The sequence below is a fragment of the Streptomyces sp. AP-93 genome (genome assembly GCF_022808175.1).
Lineage (GTDB): Bacteria > Actinomycetota > Actinomycetes > Streptomycetales > Streptomycetaceae > Streptomyces.
This window is the reverse complement of the sequence record NZ_JALGBX010000003.1, coordinates 68479-83622: the sequence shown is the minus strand read 5'-3', so window position 1 is coordinate 83622 and position 15144 is coordinate 68479. Positions and strand designations below refer to the sequence as shown.

Sequence of the window (15144 nt, the reverse complement as noted above, 5' to 3'; positions counted from 1 at the left end):
TGGCAGACGAGTGGCGCCGGGTGTTACCGGTCGTCAGTTCCCATCGTGGGGCCGGAGTGGGCGTGGTGCTCGACGAGGCGGGAGAGCAGTCCGGCGAGCTGCTCGCGCTCCGGTGCGGACAAAGGGGACAGAAGCTCCTCCTGGGCCGTGGCGAGCAGTTGCTCCAGCTTGCGCAGGCGGCGCCGGCCGGCGGCCGTGAGGGTGATGACGTTGCGCCGCCGGTCGGCGGGGTCGGGTGCCCGCTCGACCAGCTCGCGCGCGGCGAGTTCGTTGATGACGGCGACCAGGTCGCTGCGGTGGATGTCGGTGCGGCCGCTCAGGGCCGCCTGGCTCGCGGGCCCGAACTCGTCCAGGGCCACCAGGGCGGCGTAATGCCATTTGTGCGCATCTGCCCCGCTCAGTCCCTCGGTGACGAGCCGTGTGGCGTGCGCCGAGGCCTGCGAGAGCAGGCGGCTGGGCAGTTCGCGCAGTCGCGCCGGGAGGGCGGAGGCGCCCCGGTCCTCTTCCGTGGTCATGCCGGGATCGTACCCCTTGCGTTCGGAGCACTAACGATTTAGATTCGTTGGTGTCACAAACGTTAGTGGCACCAACGAACCGAAGCTGAAATGAAACGGATGGTTCCCCATGCCCGTCATCGACGTACTCGACTCGGCCATGTACTACGAGGAGCTCGGCTCCCCCGACGGCGTCCCCTTCGTCTTCCTGCACGGCAACCCGACCTCCTCCCACCTGTGGCGGGGCGTACTGCCCCGGATCGGGGGCCGGGTCCGGACCCTCGCCCCCGACCTCATCGGGATGGGCCGCTCGGGGAAGCCCGGCGGCGAGTACCGCTTCGCCGACCACGCCCGCTACCTCGACGCCTGGTTCGACGCCCTGGGAATCGAGGAGGCCGTCCTCGTGGGCCAGGACTGGGGCGGCGCGCTCGCCTTCGACCGGGCCGCCCGCCACCCGGAGCGGGTCCGCGGACTCGCCTTCATGGAGACGATCCTGCGGCCGATGACCTGGGAGGAGTACCCGCCCGCTGCCCGCGCCCGGTTCGAGGCGATCCGTACCCCCGGGGTGGGGGAGGAGATGATCCTGGAGCGGAACCTCTTCATCGAGGACAGCATCGGCAAGACCGTGCTGAGCCCGATGAGCGAGGCCGACCACGCCGTCTACGCCGCCCCCTACCCGACCCCCGAGACCCGGCTCCCCCTGCTCCGGTGGGCCCGCTCCCTGCCGATCGGCGGCGAACCGGCGGACGTGGTCGCCCGCGTCGAGGCGTACGACGCCTGGCTGGCCGCCAGCCCGCAGGTGCCCAAGCTCCTGCTCCACTTCGACGGCTCGCCCGCCCTGATGGTCGGCCCCGAGCTGGTCGCGTGGAGCGAGGAGAACATCTCCGCCCTGGAGAGCGAGTACTGCGGCGCCGCCGCTCACCTCTGCCCGGAGGACCGGCCCGAGGAGATCGCCGCGGCCGTCACGGCCTGGGCCGCGCGCCACGGACTTGCGGGCTGAGCGGCCGGGGCGGGGGCTCCTCCTGAGGGCCCCCGCCCCGGAGCGTCAGTGCCCGCAGGCGTGGTGCCGGCCCTTGCCGCCACCGCCACCGCCACCGCCGTGGACCGACGCGTACGAAGCCGGGCGCGCGCCCGCCGCCGCGGCGCGGGCCAGCCGGGCCGAAGACGCCCGGCCCGACGCCGAATCCGCGTCGTGCACCACACGGCCGCCGACCAGGGTCATCCGTACGCCCGTCCCGCTGATGTCGGCCACCGGACAGCGCGTCACGTCCCGGTCCAGGACCACCAGGTCCGCCGCCTTGCCCGGCTCCAGCGTGCCGGTCAGCTCCTCCTGGCGGAGCTGCCACGCCGTCCCCGAGGTGTGCATCCGCAAGGTGGTGTCCCGGCTCAGCGCCTCCTGCTTCCGGTACAGCTCACCGGCCCCCTCCGCGCCCTGGCGGTCGATCGCCGTCCGGAGCTGGTTCCATACCTGGAGGGCGTCCACCGGCCAGTCCGAGCCGCCCGCCAGCCGTGCGCCCGCCTTCTCCAGGCTCCGCGCCGGGTACAGCCACCGGTGCCGCTCGGGCCCGATGTAGGGGAGCAGCGCCTCCACCGTCCAGGTGTCCCGCGCGGCCCACTGGAGCTGCATGCACGCCGCGACCCCGAGCCGCGCGAAACGCCGCAGGTCCGCGGGGTTCACGATCTGCAGGTGCGCCACCGCGTTGCGGGCGTCGCGCCGTCCCGTGACCCGCCGGGCGTACTCGTATCCGTCCAGAGCGGTACGTACCGCCCGGTCTCCGAGCCCGTGGGCGTGCATCTGCCAGCCCGCCCGGTTGAAGGCGGCGCTGAGCCGGCCGTAGTCCGCCGCCGAGGTGTAGAGCTCGCCCCGGTTCGTGGTCGGCTTGCCGTTCCCGTCGAGGTACGGCTCCAGCAGGGCGGCGGTCTGCGCCGGGTACTCGATGACCCCGTCCAGGAACACCTTGATCATCCCGAACCGGAGGCCCCGCACGCCCCCGAACTCCCGCCGCAGGCCCCGCGCGTACGCCAGCGAGCCCGCCGGGTCCCTGGCCTGGTCCGCGTCCAGCCGGATCGCGGGGACGATCCGCTGCGGCAGCCGGCCCGCCGCGGAGAGCGCCTGGTACAGCTCCAGTTCGTGCCGTCCCACCAGGGCGTCCATCATCGTGGTGATCCCGGACGCGGCCGCCAGCCCCAGCACCTCGGCGCACGCCGCGACCAGCTCGGCGCGGGTGTGCTCGGGTATCAGGTGCCGCACCAGCCCCTGGGCGTCGTCCTTGAGGACGCCCGTCGGCTTCCCGTCCGCACCCTTGACCACCTTGCCGCCGACCGGGTCGGGCGTGGCCGCCGTGATCCCGGCGATGTCCAGGGCCCGCTGGTTGGCCCAGCAGTTGTGCCCGTCGCCGCCGATCAGGACGATCGGCCGCCGGGTCGGGAGCGCGTCCAGCATCGAGTGGTGCGGAGCGGTGCCCGTGGGGAGCAGCCCGACCGGGTTCCAGTCCTCCACCACCAGCCAGCCGTCGGGCTCGGCGCCCGCGCCGCCGGTGTCGGCGAGGAAGCCGGCCAGGATCTCCAGGAGCTCGGCCGGGGTGGTCTCCGCGCTCTCCAGCGAGGGGGACAGAGAGCGTTCGCCGGCTCCGAGCGGGTGGACGTGGCCGTCGTGGATCCCGCTCATCACGGTGTTGCCGCGGGCGTCGACCACCTCGGTGTCCCGGCCCACGTACCGGCGCAGCGCAGCGTCCGTCCCGGTGGCCAGGATCTTCCCGTCGCGGCCGACCGCGACGGCCTGCACGGGACCCCGGCGTCCGGTCCCGGTGAACACCGAGGCGTTGCGGACCACCAGCGCGGCCGATTTCCGCTGCCCGCCGGCGGTCGGGGCGGAGGCGGCCGCGGCGGACCCCGCGCCCGCGCCCAGCAGACCCGCCGCGCCCGCGGCTCCGGCGGCCGCGAGGAGCCCCCGGCGGGACAGGGGGGAGGTGGAGGACAGCGGGGACCGGGGGGAGGGAGAAGACTGCATGCACACTCCAAACGTTGGTGTGACCAGGACGCTGTTTGATTAAGGGCTTAACCAGAAGCCGCCTCCGGCGACGAAATCCGTACGATGGCGCCGTGCCCGCCCCCCTTCACGCCTCCGGCCCCGTCCCGATGCCGCCGCCCGCGCCGGTGCCCGGCCCGACCCTCGCCGACATCGCCCGCGCCGCCGAGGTCTCCACCGCGACCGTCTCGCACGCGCTCAACGGCACCGGCCGCCTCGGCGAGTCCACCCGCCGCCGGGTGCGCGAGGTGGCCGGGGCCCTCGGTTACGGAGCCCGGCGCGGCCCGCACAACCGCAGCCTGGGCATCGCGGTGACCACGTACGCGGGCTTCGCCTGGGACTTCGCCCGGATCGCCTACTACGCCCGGCTGCTCATCGCCGCCACCTCGGCGGCGCACGCCCACGGCTACGCCCTGACCACGCTGCCGGCCGACCGCGGCGCCGAGCCGCTGTGGCACACGCTGGCGGTGGACGGGATGCTGCTGCTCGACAGTCCGGCCGACGACCCGGTGCTGCGCGCCCTGCGGGCGCGGGGGGTGCCGGTGGTCTTCGACGGGCCTCCGGCCGATCCGAGGCCGGGCGACGTATGGGTGGACAACGACCACACCGCCACCACCCGCGAGGTACTGGACCACCTGGCGGCTTCCGGGGCCCGGCGGATCGCGCTGCACGCGGGCTACGGCCGGGAGTTCTACACCGGGGCCGTCACCTCAGCCTATGAACACTGGTGCGCCGAGCGGCGCCGGGCCCCGCTCGTCATCCCCTTCGACCCCAATGACGACGCCGGGCACGCCTTCGACTCCGCCTTCGCGGGGCCGGACCGGGCGGACCGGCGGGACCGGCCCGACGCCGTCTACTGCGTGTACGACCCGGGGGGCCGACAGGTGCTGGCCGCCGCCGCGCGCCACGGCATCGGCATACCCGGCGCCGCAGCGGGCACAGGACGGGTGGAGAAGGGGGAGAAGGGCCTGCTGCTGGTCTGCGCCAGCGAGGACCCGGCGTACGCCGAGAACGAACCCGCCGTGACCACCGTCACCTTCGATCCGGAGCGGATCGCCGAAACGGCGGTTTCGTCCCTGGTCAAGCTCATCGAATCCGGACATGCGGAATCCACTGGGCGGCTGACGGTACCGGCGGGGCTGAGGGTGCGTGCCTCGTCCCGCCCCCCTGGCATGTACTAGAGTTATCTCGACATCGAGATATCTGCCCCGGACGTGCCGCAGCCGCCCCGCTGGTAAGGGTTACCTAACTTAGCCTCACCTTAGCGGAAAGGCCAGAGTGCCTCGCGGCAGGATTGCGGCAATACGCGCGAATTCATGCATGAAGGAGACTGTCGTGTCGGCGAACAGCTTCGACGCCCGCAGCACGCTGCAGGTGGGCGACGAGTCGTACGAGATCTTCAAGCTGGACAAGGTCGAGGGCTCCGCCCGCCTTCCCTACAGCCTGAAGGTCCTGCTGGAGAACCTGCTCCGTACCGAGGACGGCGCGAACATCACCGCCGACCACATCCGGTCGCTCGGAAACTGGGACTCGCAGGCCCAGCCCAGCGAGGAGATCCAGTTCACGCCGGCCCGCGTGATCATGCAGGACTTCACCGGCGTCCCCTGCGTCGTGGACCTCGCCACCATGCGCGAGGCCGTGAAGGCCCTCGGCGGCGACCCGGCGAAGATCAACCCGCTCTCGCCCGCCGAGATGGTCATCGACCACTCGGTCATCGCCGACAAGTTCGGCACGAAGGACGCCTTCGCGCAGAACGTCGAGCTGGAGTACGGCCGCAACAAGGAGCGCTACCAGTTCCTGCGCTGGGGCCAGACCGCCTTCGACGACTTCAAGGTCGTCCCCCCGGGCACCGGCATCGTCCACCAGGTCAACATCGAGCACCTGGCCCGCACGGTCATGGTCCGTAACGGCCAGGCGTACCCCGACACCCTCGTCGGCACCGACTCGCACACCACCATGGTCAACGGCCTCGGTGTGCTCGGCTGGGGCGTCGGCGGCATCGAGGCCGAGGCCGCGATGCTCGGCCAGCCGGTCTCCATGCTGATCCCGCGCGTCGTGGGCTTCAAGCTGACCGGCGAGCTGCCGACCGGCACCACCGCCACCGACCTGGTGCTCACGATCACCGAGATGCTGCGCAAGCACGGCGTCGTCGGCAAGTTCGTCGAGTTCTACGGTGAGGGCGTCGCCGCCACCTCCCTCGCGAACCGCGCCACCATCGGCAACATGTCGCCGGAGTTCGGCTCCACCGCCGCGATCTTCCCGATCGACGAGGAGACGCTGAAGTACCTGCGCCTGACCGGCCGCGACGCCCAGCAGGTCGCGCTCGTCGAGGCGTACGCCAAGGAGCAGGGCCTCTGGCTGGACCCGGCCGCCGAGCCGGACTTCTCCGAGAAGCTGGAGCTCGACCTCTCCACGGTCGTCCCCTCCATCGCCGGCCCGAAGCGCCCGCAGGACCGCATCGTCCTGGCGAACGCCTCCCAGCAGTTCGCCCTGGACGTGCGCAACTACGTCGAGGACGACGACGAGGCGGGCAAGGAGTCCTTCCCGGCCTCCGACTCCCCGGCCACCGTCGACGGCGTCCCGACCCGCCCGACGCTGGTCACCCTGGCCGACGGCACGTCCTTCGAGATCGACCACGGCGCCGTCACCGTCGCCGCGATCACGTCCTGCACCAACACCTCGAACCCCTACGTCATGGTCGCCGCGGCGCTCGTGGCGAAGAAGGCCGTCGAGAAGGGCCTCGCCCGCAAGCCGTGGGTCAAGACCACCCTGGCCCCGGGCTCGAAGGTCGTCACCGACTACTTCGACAAGGCCGGCCTCACCCCGTACCTCGACAAGATGGGCTTCAACCTCGTCGGGTACGGCTGCACCACCTGCATCGGCAACTCCGGTCCGCTGGACGAGGAGATCTCGAAGGCGATCAACGAGCACGACCTCGCGGTCACCTCGGTCCTCTCGGGCAACCGCAACTTCGAGGGCCGCATCAACCCCGACGTCAAGATGAACTACCTGGCCTCCCCGCCGCTGGTCGTCGCGTACGCCATCGCGGGCTCCATGAAGGTGGACGTCACCAAGGACGCCATCGGCATCGACACCGAGGGCAACCCGGTCTTCCTGAAGGACATCTGGCCCTCCGAGGCCGAGGTCAACGACGTCGTCGCGAACGCGATCGGCGAAGACATGTTCAGAAAGTCCTACCAGGACGTCTTCGCGGGCGACGCCCAGTGGCAGGCGCTGTCGATCCCGACCGGCAACACCTTCGAGTGGGACCCGCAGTCCACCTACGTGCGCAAGCCCCCTTACTTCGAGGGCATGACGATGGAGACCACCCCGGTCTCCGACATCTCGGGCGCCCGTGTACTGGCGAAGCTGGGCGACTCGGTCACCACCGACCACATCTCCCCGGCCGGTGCCATCAAGGCCGACACCCCGGCCGGCAAGTACCTCACGGAGCACGGCGTCGAGCGCCGCGACTTCAACTCGTACGGTTCCCGTCGCGGAAACCACGAGGTCATGATCCGCGGTACGTTCGCCAACATTCGCCTCCGCAACCAGATCGCAGCGGGCACCGAGGGCGGCTTCACCCGCGACTTCACCGTCGAGGGCGCCCCGGTCTCCTTCATCTACGACGCCTCGCAGAACTACCAGGCCGCCGGCATCCCGCTGGTCATCCTGGCGGGCAAGGAGTACGGCTCGGGCTCGTCGCGCGACTGGGCCGCCAAGGGCACCGCGCTGCTCGGCGTCAAGGCCGTCATCGCGGAGTCCTACGAGCGCATCCACCGCTCCAACCTGATCGGCATGGGCGTCCTGCCCCTGCAGTTCCCCGAGGGCGCCACGGCGGCCTCCCTGGGCCTCACCGGCGAGGAGACCTTCTCCTTCACCGGTGTGGAGGAGCTGAACAACGGCACCACCCCGCGCACGGTCAAGGTCGCCACCGACACGGGCGTGGAGTTCGACGCGGTCGTCCGCATCGACACCCCGGGTGAGGCCGACTACTACCGCAACGGCGGCATCATGCAGTACGTGCTCCGCAACCTCATCCGCGGCTAAGCACATACCGGCACCAAAGGGCCGTACCTCCGTTAAGGGGGTACGGCCCTTCCGTTTCTGCGGGCGGCTCCGACGGTCCGGCTCAGGTGACGGTGAGGTCTCAACTCGGAAAAGTAGGGGCCCATACCGGTACATGATCTTGCTCACAGGAGCGGAAGTGGACTATACCTGTGCCCGTCCGGGTCACCGCGAAACGAGCGGCCTCGGACGGGGGGACGGCGGGGACCTGCGGTGATGTCCGCTGGGCGGCAGCAGTCGCACTTTCCTTCCTCCTTCACACTCCTGACGAAGGCGAGGACTTGAGCATGGGATCCACCTCCGCCCACGGCGAGAACAGCAACGGTGAGGGCTTCGGCCGCCGGGACCTGATCAAGCGCTCCGCGGCACTCGGACTGATCGCCGTACCGACGATGGGCTTCCTGTCCGCGTGCGCCTCCGGCTCCGAAGAGACGGCCAAGGGCAACGAGTCCAAGGTGGCCGTCACCAAGGAGAACCCGTTCGGCGTCGCGAAGGGCGGCAAGCTCGACGTGGTCGTCTTCAAGGGCGGCTACGGCGACGACTACGCCAAGGCCTGGGAAGCGGCGTTCGACAAGAAGTGGGGCACCACTTCCTCGCACCTCGCCACCCAGGAGATCACCTCCAAGCTGCAGCCCCGCTTCAACGGCGGCAACCCGCCGGACGTCGTCGACGACTCCGGCGCCCAGCAGATCAAGCTGGACGTGCTCGTGAAGGGCAACCAGCTCGCCGACCTCACCGTGGTGCTCGACGCCCCGTCGCTCGACGACCCGAGCAAGAAGGTCCGGGACACCCTGATCCCCGCGGCCATCGAAGCCGGCATGGTCGGCGGCAAGTTCGTCGCGCTGCAGTACGTCTACACCGTCTGGGGCCTGTGGTACTCGGGCAAGCTCTTCAAGGAGAAGGGCTGGACCGCGCCGAAGACCTGGCCCGAGTTCATGGACATCTGCCAGAAGGCGAAGGCGGCCGGCATCGGCGGCCTGGCACACCAGGGCAAGCACCCGTACTACATCAACGTCGCCATCATGGACCTGATCGCCAAGAAGGGCGGCCTTGATGCCATGAAGGCGATCGACAACCTGGAGCCGAACGCCTTCGCGGACAACCCGGTCGCGCTGGAGGCCGTCGAGGCGGTCTACGAGCTGGTCGAGAAGGACCTGCTGATGCCGGGCACCAACGGCCTGACCCACACCGAGTCCCAGACCCAGTGGAACCAGTACAAGGCCGCCTTCATCACCTCCGGCTCCTGGCTGGAGAACGAGCAGCTCAAGCAGACCCCGGAAGACTTCGACATGCAGTTCCTGCCGATGCCGGTGCTGGCCGGCTCCAAGCTGCCCTTCGAGGCCATCCGCGCCGGCGCCGGCGAGCCCTTCATCGTCCCGGAGAAGGCCGCCAACAAGGCCGGTGGCCTGGAGTTCCTCCGCTCGATGCTGTCCCGCGAGTGGTCGACCCTCTTCGCCCAGCAGGCCAACTCCCTCACCGTCCTCAAGGACGGCGTGGACGCGGGGGTCAAGCTCCGCCCGGGTACCCAGTCGGCCGTCGCCGCCCTCAAGTCGGCCGGGGACAACACGTTCAACTACCGCTACGCCGACTGGTACAGCGCGATGGACACCGAGATCCAGAACGCGTCCAATGAGCTGATGGCCAAGCGGATCCAGCCCAAGGAATGGATCAAGCGGGCCCAGGCTGCGGTAAACAAGGCGACCCAGGACCCGAACGCCAAGAACAACAAGCGCAGCTGACACCGCGTCCACCGGGCACCCGGAAACACCAGGGACGGACACCATGAGCCATGTAGCGAACAGCAAGGGGCGGGGCGGCTTCATCGCCGGCTTCCTCATCCTGCCCCTTGCGCTGTACCTGACCTTTGTCATCTGGCCGTACATTCAGACGTTCGGCTACTCCTTCACCAACTGGACGGGTCAGTCACCGACTTTCGACTTCGTCGGGCTGGACAACTACTCGGCCTTGCTGAAGGACGAGGTCTTCGGCGGCGCGCTGCTGAACAATCTGCTGCTCCTGGTGTTCGTCCCGGCGATCACCATCCTCATCGCCCTGTTCTTCGCCTTCATGCTGAACGCCGGCGGGCGCAGCGGAGCCGGCGGCGTCCAGGGAGTGGCGGGCTCCGCCCTCTACAAAGTGATCTACTTCTTTCCGCAGGTGCTCTCCCTCGCCATCCTCGCGGTGCTCTTCGGAGCCGTGTACCGCAGTGACCAGGGAGGCCTGCTGAATGGATTCCTCGTCAAACTGGGCCTGGTCGACCCGTCCCACCCCATCGAATGGCTGAACGAGCCCAACTTCGTCCTGTGGTGCCTGCTGCTCGTCGTCGTCTGGCACGGGGTCGGCTTCTACCTCGTCCTGTTCTCGGCCGCCATGCAGTCGGTACCCAAGGACATCTACGAAGCCGCACTGCTCGACGGCGCGGGGCGCGCCCAGACCTTCTTCAAGGTCACGCTGCCCCTGCTGTGGGATTCTGTGCAGACCTCCGCGGTCTATCTGGGCATCGCCGCGATGGACATGTTCGTCCTCGTGTCGACCATGACCTCGGGCCAGTTCGGCGGCGGACCGGACCACCACAGCGAGGTCATGGCGACGGTGCTGATGCGTAACTTCCTCTACTTCGGCAATGCGGGCTACGCCTGCGCCATGGGGGTCGTGATGCTCGTCCTCACCCTGATCCTCTCCGCCATCACGCTGCGGGCCACTCGCCGCGAGCACGTCGAGTTCTAGCGGGAGACCACGATGACCACTGTGATCAAAGCACCGGGCGAGGCGGCTGCCGAGAAGCGCTCCGCCGCCACCGGGCAGCCCCGCGGGAGCAAGAGCGGTTCCGACGGCATGGTCCTCAACGTCTTCTCGCACGGCTTCCTCGCCGTGTGGGGGATACTGATCGTCCTGCCACTGATCTGGCTCGTGCTCGGCTCCTTCAAGACCGACGTGCAGATCGGCAGCTCGGCCCTGAGCTGGCCGTCCCACTGGGAGTTCGACGCCTTCGGGCGCGCCTGGAACAAGGGCATCGGGGACTACTTCGCCAACACGCTGATCGTGATGGTGTTCTCGGTCCCGATGACGATGCTGCTCGGCTCGATGGCCGCGTACGTCCTGGCCCGCTACCCCTTCACGGGCAACCGGCCGATCTACTACTTCTTCGTCAGCGGGGCCATGTTCCCGGTCTTCCTGGCGCTCGTCCCGCTGTTCTTCATGGTGAAGCGGCTGGACATGCTCAACTCCTACCAGGGTCTGATCCTGGTGTACGTGGCGTACTCGATGCCGTTCACCGTCTTCTTCATGCACTCGTTCTTCCGGACGCTGCCGACGGCCGTGCACGAGGCGGCGGTGATCGACGGGGCCTCGCACACCCGGATCTTCTTCCAGGTGATGCTCCCGATGGCCAAGCCCGGCCTGATCAGCGTCGGGATTTTCAACATCCTGGGGCAGTGGAACCAGTACATCCTGCCCTCCGTCCTGATGCAGCCGCAGACCGGATCGGACCCCGAGCGCTACATGCTCACCCAGGGCCTGATCCAGCTGCAGTACCAGATGGGCTACGAGACGGACCTGCCGGTGCTGTTCGCCGGCGTGACCATCGCGATGATCCCGATGCTGGTGGTCTACCTGTCCTTCCAGCGGCAGATCCAGGCGGGCCTGACCTCCGCCACGCTCAAGTAGCGCGGCCGCTCACGCAGCGGACGGGTCGGGCACGACCGACCAGCTGACCGCCGAGACCGGGGGTCCCCCCGGCCGAAGGCTGGGGGTGGGTCGAGAGAGAGGTTGCTGACGGCTTCCTCGAGCATCCGGCCCCCTTCCCCCTCGGCGGTCAGCAGCGCGGACACCGTCACCAGGCCGGCCTCCGGGCCGTCCTGGCTGCGGATCGAGCGCAGCTGGTAGCCCGGCCGGCCCAGCGCGTCGACCAGCCGGTGGCGGATGTGGGCCTCCTCCGCCTCCAGGCAGACGGCCTCGAAATGGAAGTCGGTGGCCACCTCGGCCCCGCCCCCCGGCTCGCGGTCCATCCGCCGGCCCAGCGGGCGCAGCAGCAGGTTCGCCCCCACCACGCCCACCGTGCCGCAGGCCGCCAGGACGAACATCCCGGTGCCCGCGAGGCAGCCCACCGCCGCCGAACACCACAGGGTGGCGGCCGTGTTCAGGCCCCGGACGCTCAGCCCGTCGCGCATGATCACGCCGGCGCCCAGGAAGCCGATCCCCGAGACGATCTGGGCGGCGACCCGCGAGCCGTCGTACTGGACCTCCGAGACCTCGCTCATGAACCCGTACTGCGAGAGCAGTACGAACAGCGCGGCCCCGCCCGCCACCAGGGCGTTGGTCCGCAGGCCCGCCATCCTGGCCCGCCACTGCCGTTCCAGGCCGATCGCCGCCCCGAATCCGAGCGCCGCGACCAGGTGCCCGGCCATCTCCCATTCGGTGGGCATCATCGGCCCTCTCCTTTCCTTCGTGCGGGGGCTCTCAGAGCCAGGTGCCGAACTTGCGGATGTACACGGTCTTCAGCAGCTGCGTGAGCGTGCAGTACGCCAGCAGGACGCCGATCAGCCAGGGGAAGTAGCTCGCCGGCAGGGGTACGAAGCCCAGCGAGGAGGCCAGCGGCGAGAAGGGCAGGAAGAGCCCGGTCAGCACCGCGAGGACGGTCATCACCATCACCGGCCAGGACGCCCGCGACTGGATGAAGGGGATCTTGCGGGTACGGATCATGTGGACGACCAGGGTCTGCGAGAGCAGGCCCTCGATGAACCAGCCGGACTGGAAGAGCGCCTGGTGCTCGATGCTGTTGGCGGCGAACACGTTCCACATGATGACGAACATCGCGATGTCGAAGATCGAGCTGATCGGGCCGATGCAGACCATGAAGCGGCCGATGCCCTTGGCGTCCCAGTTGCGGGGCTTGCGGAGGTACTCCTCGTCCATCCGGTCCCACGGGGTGGCCAGCTGGGCGATGTCGTAGACCAGGTTCTGGACCAGCAGCATGATCGCCAGCATCGGCTGGAAGGGGATGAAGGCGCTCGCCACCAGCACCGAGAAGACGTTGCCGAAGTTGGAACTGGCCGTCATCTTGATGTACTTGATCGTGTTGCCGAAGGTGGTCCGGCCCTGGATCACGCCCTGCTCCAGGACGGTCAGGTCCTTCTCCAGCAGGATGATGTCGGCGGACTCCTTGGCGATGTCCACGGCGGTGTCCACCGAGATGCCGACGTCCGCGTCGCGCAGCGCGGCCGCGTCGTTGATGCCGTCCCCGAGGAAGCCGACCGTGTGGCCGTCGGCCTGCAGGGCCCGGACGATCCGGGCCTTCTGGACCGGGTTGACCTTGGCGAAGACCGTCGTACGGGCGGCCAGCTCGCGCAGTCCGGTGTCGTCGAGGGCGTCGATCTCGGTGCCGCCCACCACGTGGCCGACCGTGAGGCCGACATCGGCGCAGACCCGGGCGGCGACGAGCTCGTTGTCGCCGGTCACGACCTTGACCGCGACGCCCTTGTCGGCCAGGCCCTGCAGGGCGCGGGCGGCGTCGGCCTTCGGCGGGTCGAGGAAGGCGAGGAAGCCGACCAGGGTCAGCTGCTCCTCGTCCGCCACCGCATAGGTGTCGCGCGGCGCGTCCATCGTGCGGGTCGCGACGGCGAGGACGCGCAGGCCCTGACGGTTGTTGTCCTCGGCGATGCGGGTGACGTGCCACCGGAGCTGTTCGGTCAGTTCGACCTGCTGCCCGCGGTCCGTCATGTGGGTGCACAGGGCGAGGACTTCCTCGACGGCGCCCTTGGTGATCATGACGTGCTCGGGCCGGCCGGAGCCGCCCACGATGCTGTTGCGGTTCAGGACCACGGACATCCGGCGCCGGGCGAAGTCGAAGGGGATCTCGTCGACCATCGAGAAACGGGCATCGACGACAACCTCCTCGGCCTCGCCCACGCGGTCGATGACCGCCTGGTCCATCAGGTTCTTCAGGCCCGTCTGGAAGTGTGCGTTGAGGTAGCCGTACTCCAGGACCTCGTTGTCCTCGTCGCCGTGCACGTCGAGGTAGCGGTCCAGGACGATCCGGTCCTCGGTGAGGGTGCCGGTCTTGTCCGTGCAGAGCACGTCCATCGCACCCAGGTTCTGGATGGCGTTGAGCCGCTTGACGACCACCTTGCGCTTGGACATGGCCACCGCGCCGCGCGCCAGGTTGGCGGAGACGACCATCGGCAGCATCTCGGGGGTCAGGCCGACCGCCACGGCGATGCCGAGGAGGAAGGCGGCCTCCCAGTCGCCCTTGGTGAAGCCGTTGATCATGAAGACGACGGGGACCATCACCAGCATGAAGCGGATCAGCAGGAAGCTGACCTTGCGCACCCCGGTGTCGAAGTTGGTCTCCGGGCGTTCGCCGACCAGGGAGCCGGCCATCGAGCCGAAGTAGGTGTCGGAGCCCGTGGCGACGACGAGTCCGGTGGCGGTGCCGGAGGTCACCGAAGTCCCCATCAGGCAGAGGTTGTCGGCCTCGACGGGGTCGGTGGTCCCGCTCTGGCCGAGGTCGTCCGTGCGGGTGTCGGCCTTGGCGACCGGCAGGGACTCCCCGGACAGGGCGGCCTGGCTGACCATCAGGTCCTTGGCGGTGATCAGCCGCAGGTCGGCCGGGATCAGGTCGCCGGCGGCCAGCTTGACCACGTCACCGGGGACCACCCGGTCCATCGGGACCTCGAAGGTGGTGGGGGCCGCGCCGCTGCCGGCCCGGCGCTGCACCGCGCAGGTGGTGGTGACGAGCTGCTTGAGGGCGTCGGCCGCGCGGCCCGAGCGGTACTCCTGCCAGAAGCGCAGCAGGCCGCTGATCCCGACCATCACCGAGAGGATGACGGCGCCCGGGTCGCCGGGCTCCTGCCAGTACATGACGGCGGCCAGGAAGACCAGGACGGCGATGAAGGGGTTCGCGTACGCCTTCGCCAGCTGGACGTACCAGCGCGGGGCGCGTTCCTGGGCGATGACGTTGGAGCCGTGGCGCTCCAGGCGCAGCGCGGCCTCGGCGTGGGTGAGCCCGCCCAGGGAAGCGTCCACCTCCTGGAGGACCCGGACGCCCGGGCGGGCGCTGATCCCGGCGAGCCGCTCGCCGACGACCCGGGTACGGGCCTCCAGCTCGGCGGTCTTGCGTTCGCGGCGGGCCCGGCCCGGGGGTGCGAGCTTCGTGGGGGTACGAGGGGTGAGCATGGTCATGGCAAAAACCTCCCTCCACGGTGTCCGGGCAGCGCGAAGCCGCGCGGTCACGTGGAGTGATCATGGGTCGGCGCACGGTGGCACGTACGGCCACGGGGGCACGCCGATGGGCATGGATGACGCGCGCCTGACGGAAGCGTCAGGGCGTGCGGAAGGGGTTACGAAGATGAATGCAGAAACGCACGGAGGCGGCGCCGGGCCGCGGGCGTGCACACTCGAAGAGAGACCGGCCGCTCGGAGAGGTCGGAGTCGACGGTCAGCCGAAGAGAGCGCTGCAAGGACTTCGATCGGGACTCATCCCGAACACCTCCTCGCGTCGCGCTTCACTTACAGGGGGCAGCCTGTCCGGCCGTGAAGACCGTGAAGGACAAGCGC

Annotated in this window: 10 protein-coding genes; 6 read left to right on the top strand and 4 right to left on the bottom strand. The window is 69.5% G+C overall.

Annotated elements, in window-relative coordinates:
• Positions 1-23 precede the first annotated feature (23 nt).
• Positions 24-515 (bottom strand): MarR family winged helix-turn-helix transcriptional regulator, encoded by a 492-nt coding sequence (locus MTF69_RS06360; RefSeq protein WP_243331485.1) that lies wholly within the window; start codon positions 513-515, stop codon positions 24-26.
• A gap of 109 nt (positions 516-624) precedes the next feature.
• Between MTF69_RS06360 and MTF69_RS06355 the strand changes: the two genes are divergently transcribed.
• Positions 625-1494: a haloalkane dehalogenase gene (locus tag MTF69_RS06355; RefSeq protein WP_243331484.1), complete on the top strand. Its 870-nt coding sequence runs from the start codon at positions 625-627 to the stop codon at positions 1492-1494.
• A 45-nt stretch (positions 1495-1539) separates the two neighbouring features.
• Here the strand turns inward: MTF69_RS06355 and MTF69_RS06350 are convergent, their stop codons facing one another.
• Positions 1540-3504, bottom strand: coding sequence for an amidohydrolase (locus MTF69_RS06350; RefSeq protein ID WP_243331483.1), 1965 nt, complete (start codon positions 3502-3504; stop codon positions 1540-1542).
• A gap of 92 nt (positions 3505-3596) precedes the next feature.
• Here MTF69_RS06350 and MTF69_RS06345 point away from each other — a divergent pair, with 92 nt between their 5' ends.
• The 5 genes from MTF69_RS06345 (at position 3597) to MTF69_RS06325 (ending at position 11256) form a co-directional block, all read left to right on the top strand.
• The gene (locus tag MTF69_RS06345; RefSeq protein WP_243331482.1) at positions 3597-4703 is read left to right on the top strand and encodes a LacI family DNA-binding transcriptional regulator; all 1107 of its coding nucleotides are present in this window, start codon (positions 3597-3599) and stop codon (positions 4701-4703) included.
• A gap of 154 nt (positions 4704-4857) precedes the next feature.
• A complete protein-coding gene (acnA, locus tag MTF69_RS06340; protein WP_308401369.1) occupies positions 4858-7572 on the top strand; it encodes an aconitate hydratase AcnA in 2715 nt (904 codons plus the stop codon).
• Positions 7573-7877: 305 nt separating this feature from the next.
• Complete coding sequence (ngcE, locus tag MTF69_RS06335; RefSeq protein ID WP_243331480.1) at positions 7878-9329, top strand: N-acetylglucosamine/diacetylchitobiose ABC transporter substrate-binding protein; 1452 nt, start codon at positions 7878-7880, stop codon at positions 9327-9329.
• Between the two features lie 43 nt (positions 9330-9372).
• Positions 9373-10317 carry a carbohydrate ABC transporter permease gene (locus MTF69_RS06330; protein ID WP_243331479.1) on the top strand — a complete coding sequence of 315 codons (945 nt, stop codon included), beginning with the start codon at positions 9373-9375 and terminating at the stop codon, positions 10315-10317.
• A 12-nt stretch (positions 10318-10329) separates the two neighbouring features.
• A complete protein-coding gene (locus MTF69_RS06325) occupies positions 10330-11256 on the top strand; it encodes a carbohydrate ABC transporter permease (protein ID WP_243331478.1) in 927 nt (308 codons plus the stop codon).
• On the opposite strand, the gene MTF69_RS06320 is transcribed toward MTF69_RS06325, so the two are convergent.
• Both MTF69_RS06320 and mgtA read right to left on the bottom strand, forming a co-directional pair.
• Positions 11199-12017 (bottom strand): MgtC/SapB family protein, encoded by an 819-nt coding sequence (locus MTF69_RS06320; RefSeq protein ID WP_243331476.1) that lies wholly within the window; start codon positions 12015-12017, stop codon positions 11199-11201. The genes MTF69_RS06325 and MTF69_RS06320 overlap by 58 nt on opposite strands.
• A gap of 31 nt (positions 12018-12048) precedes the next feature.
• The gene (gene mgtA / locus MTF69_RS06315) at positions 12049-14769 is read right to left on the bottom strand and encodes a magnesium-translocating P-type ATPase (protein WP_243331474.1); all 2721 of its coding nucleotides are present in this window, start codon (positions 14767-14769) and stop codon (positions 12049-12051) included.
• Positions 14770-15144 lie beyond the last annotated feature (375 nt).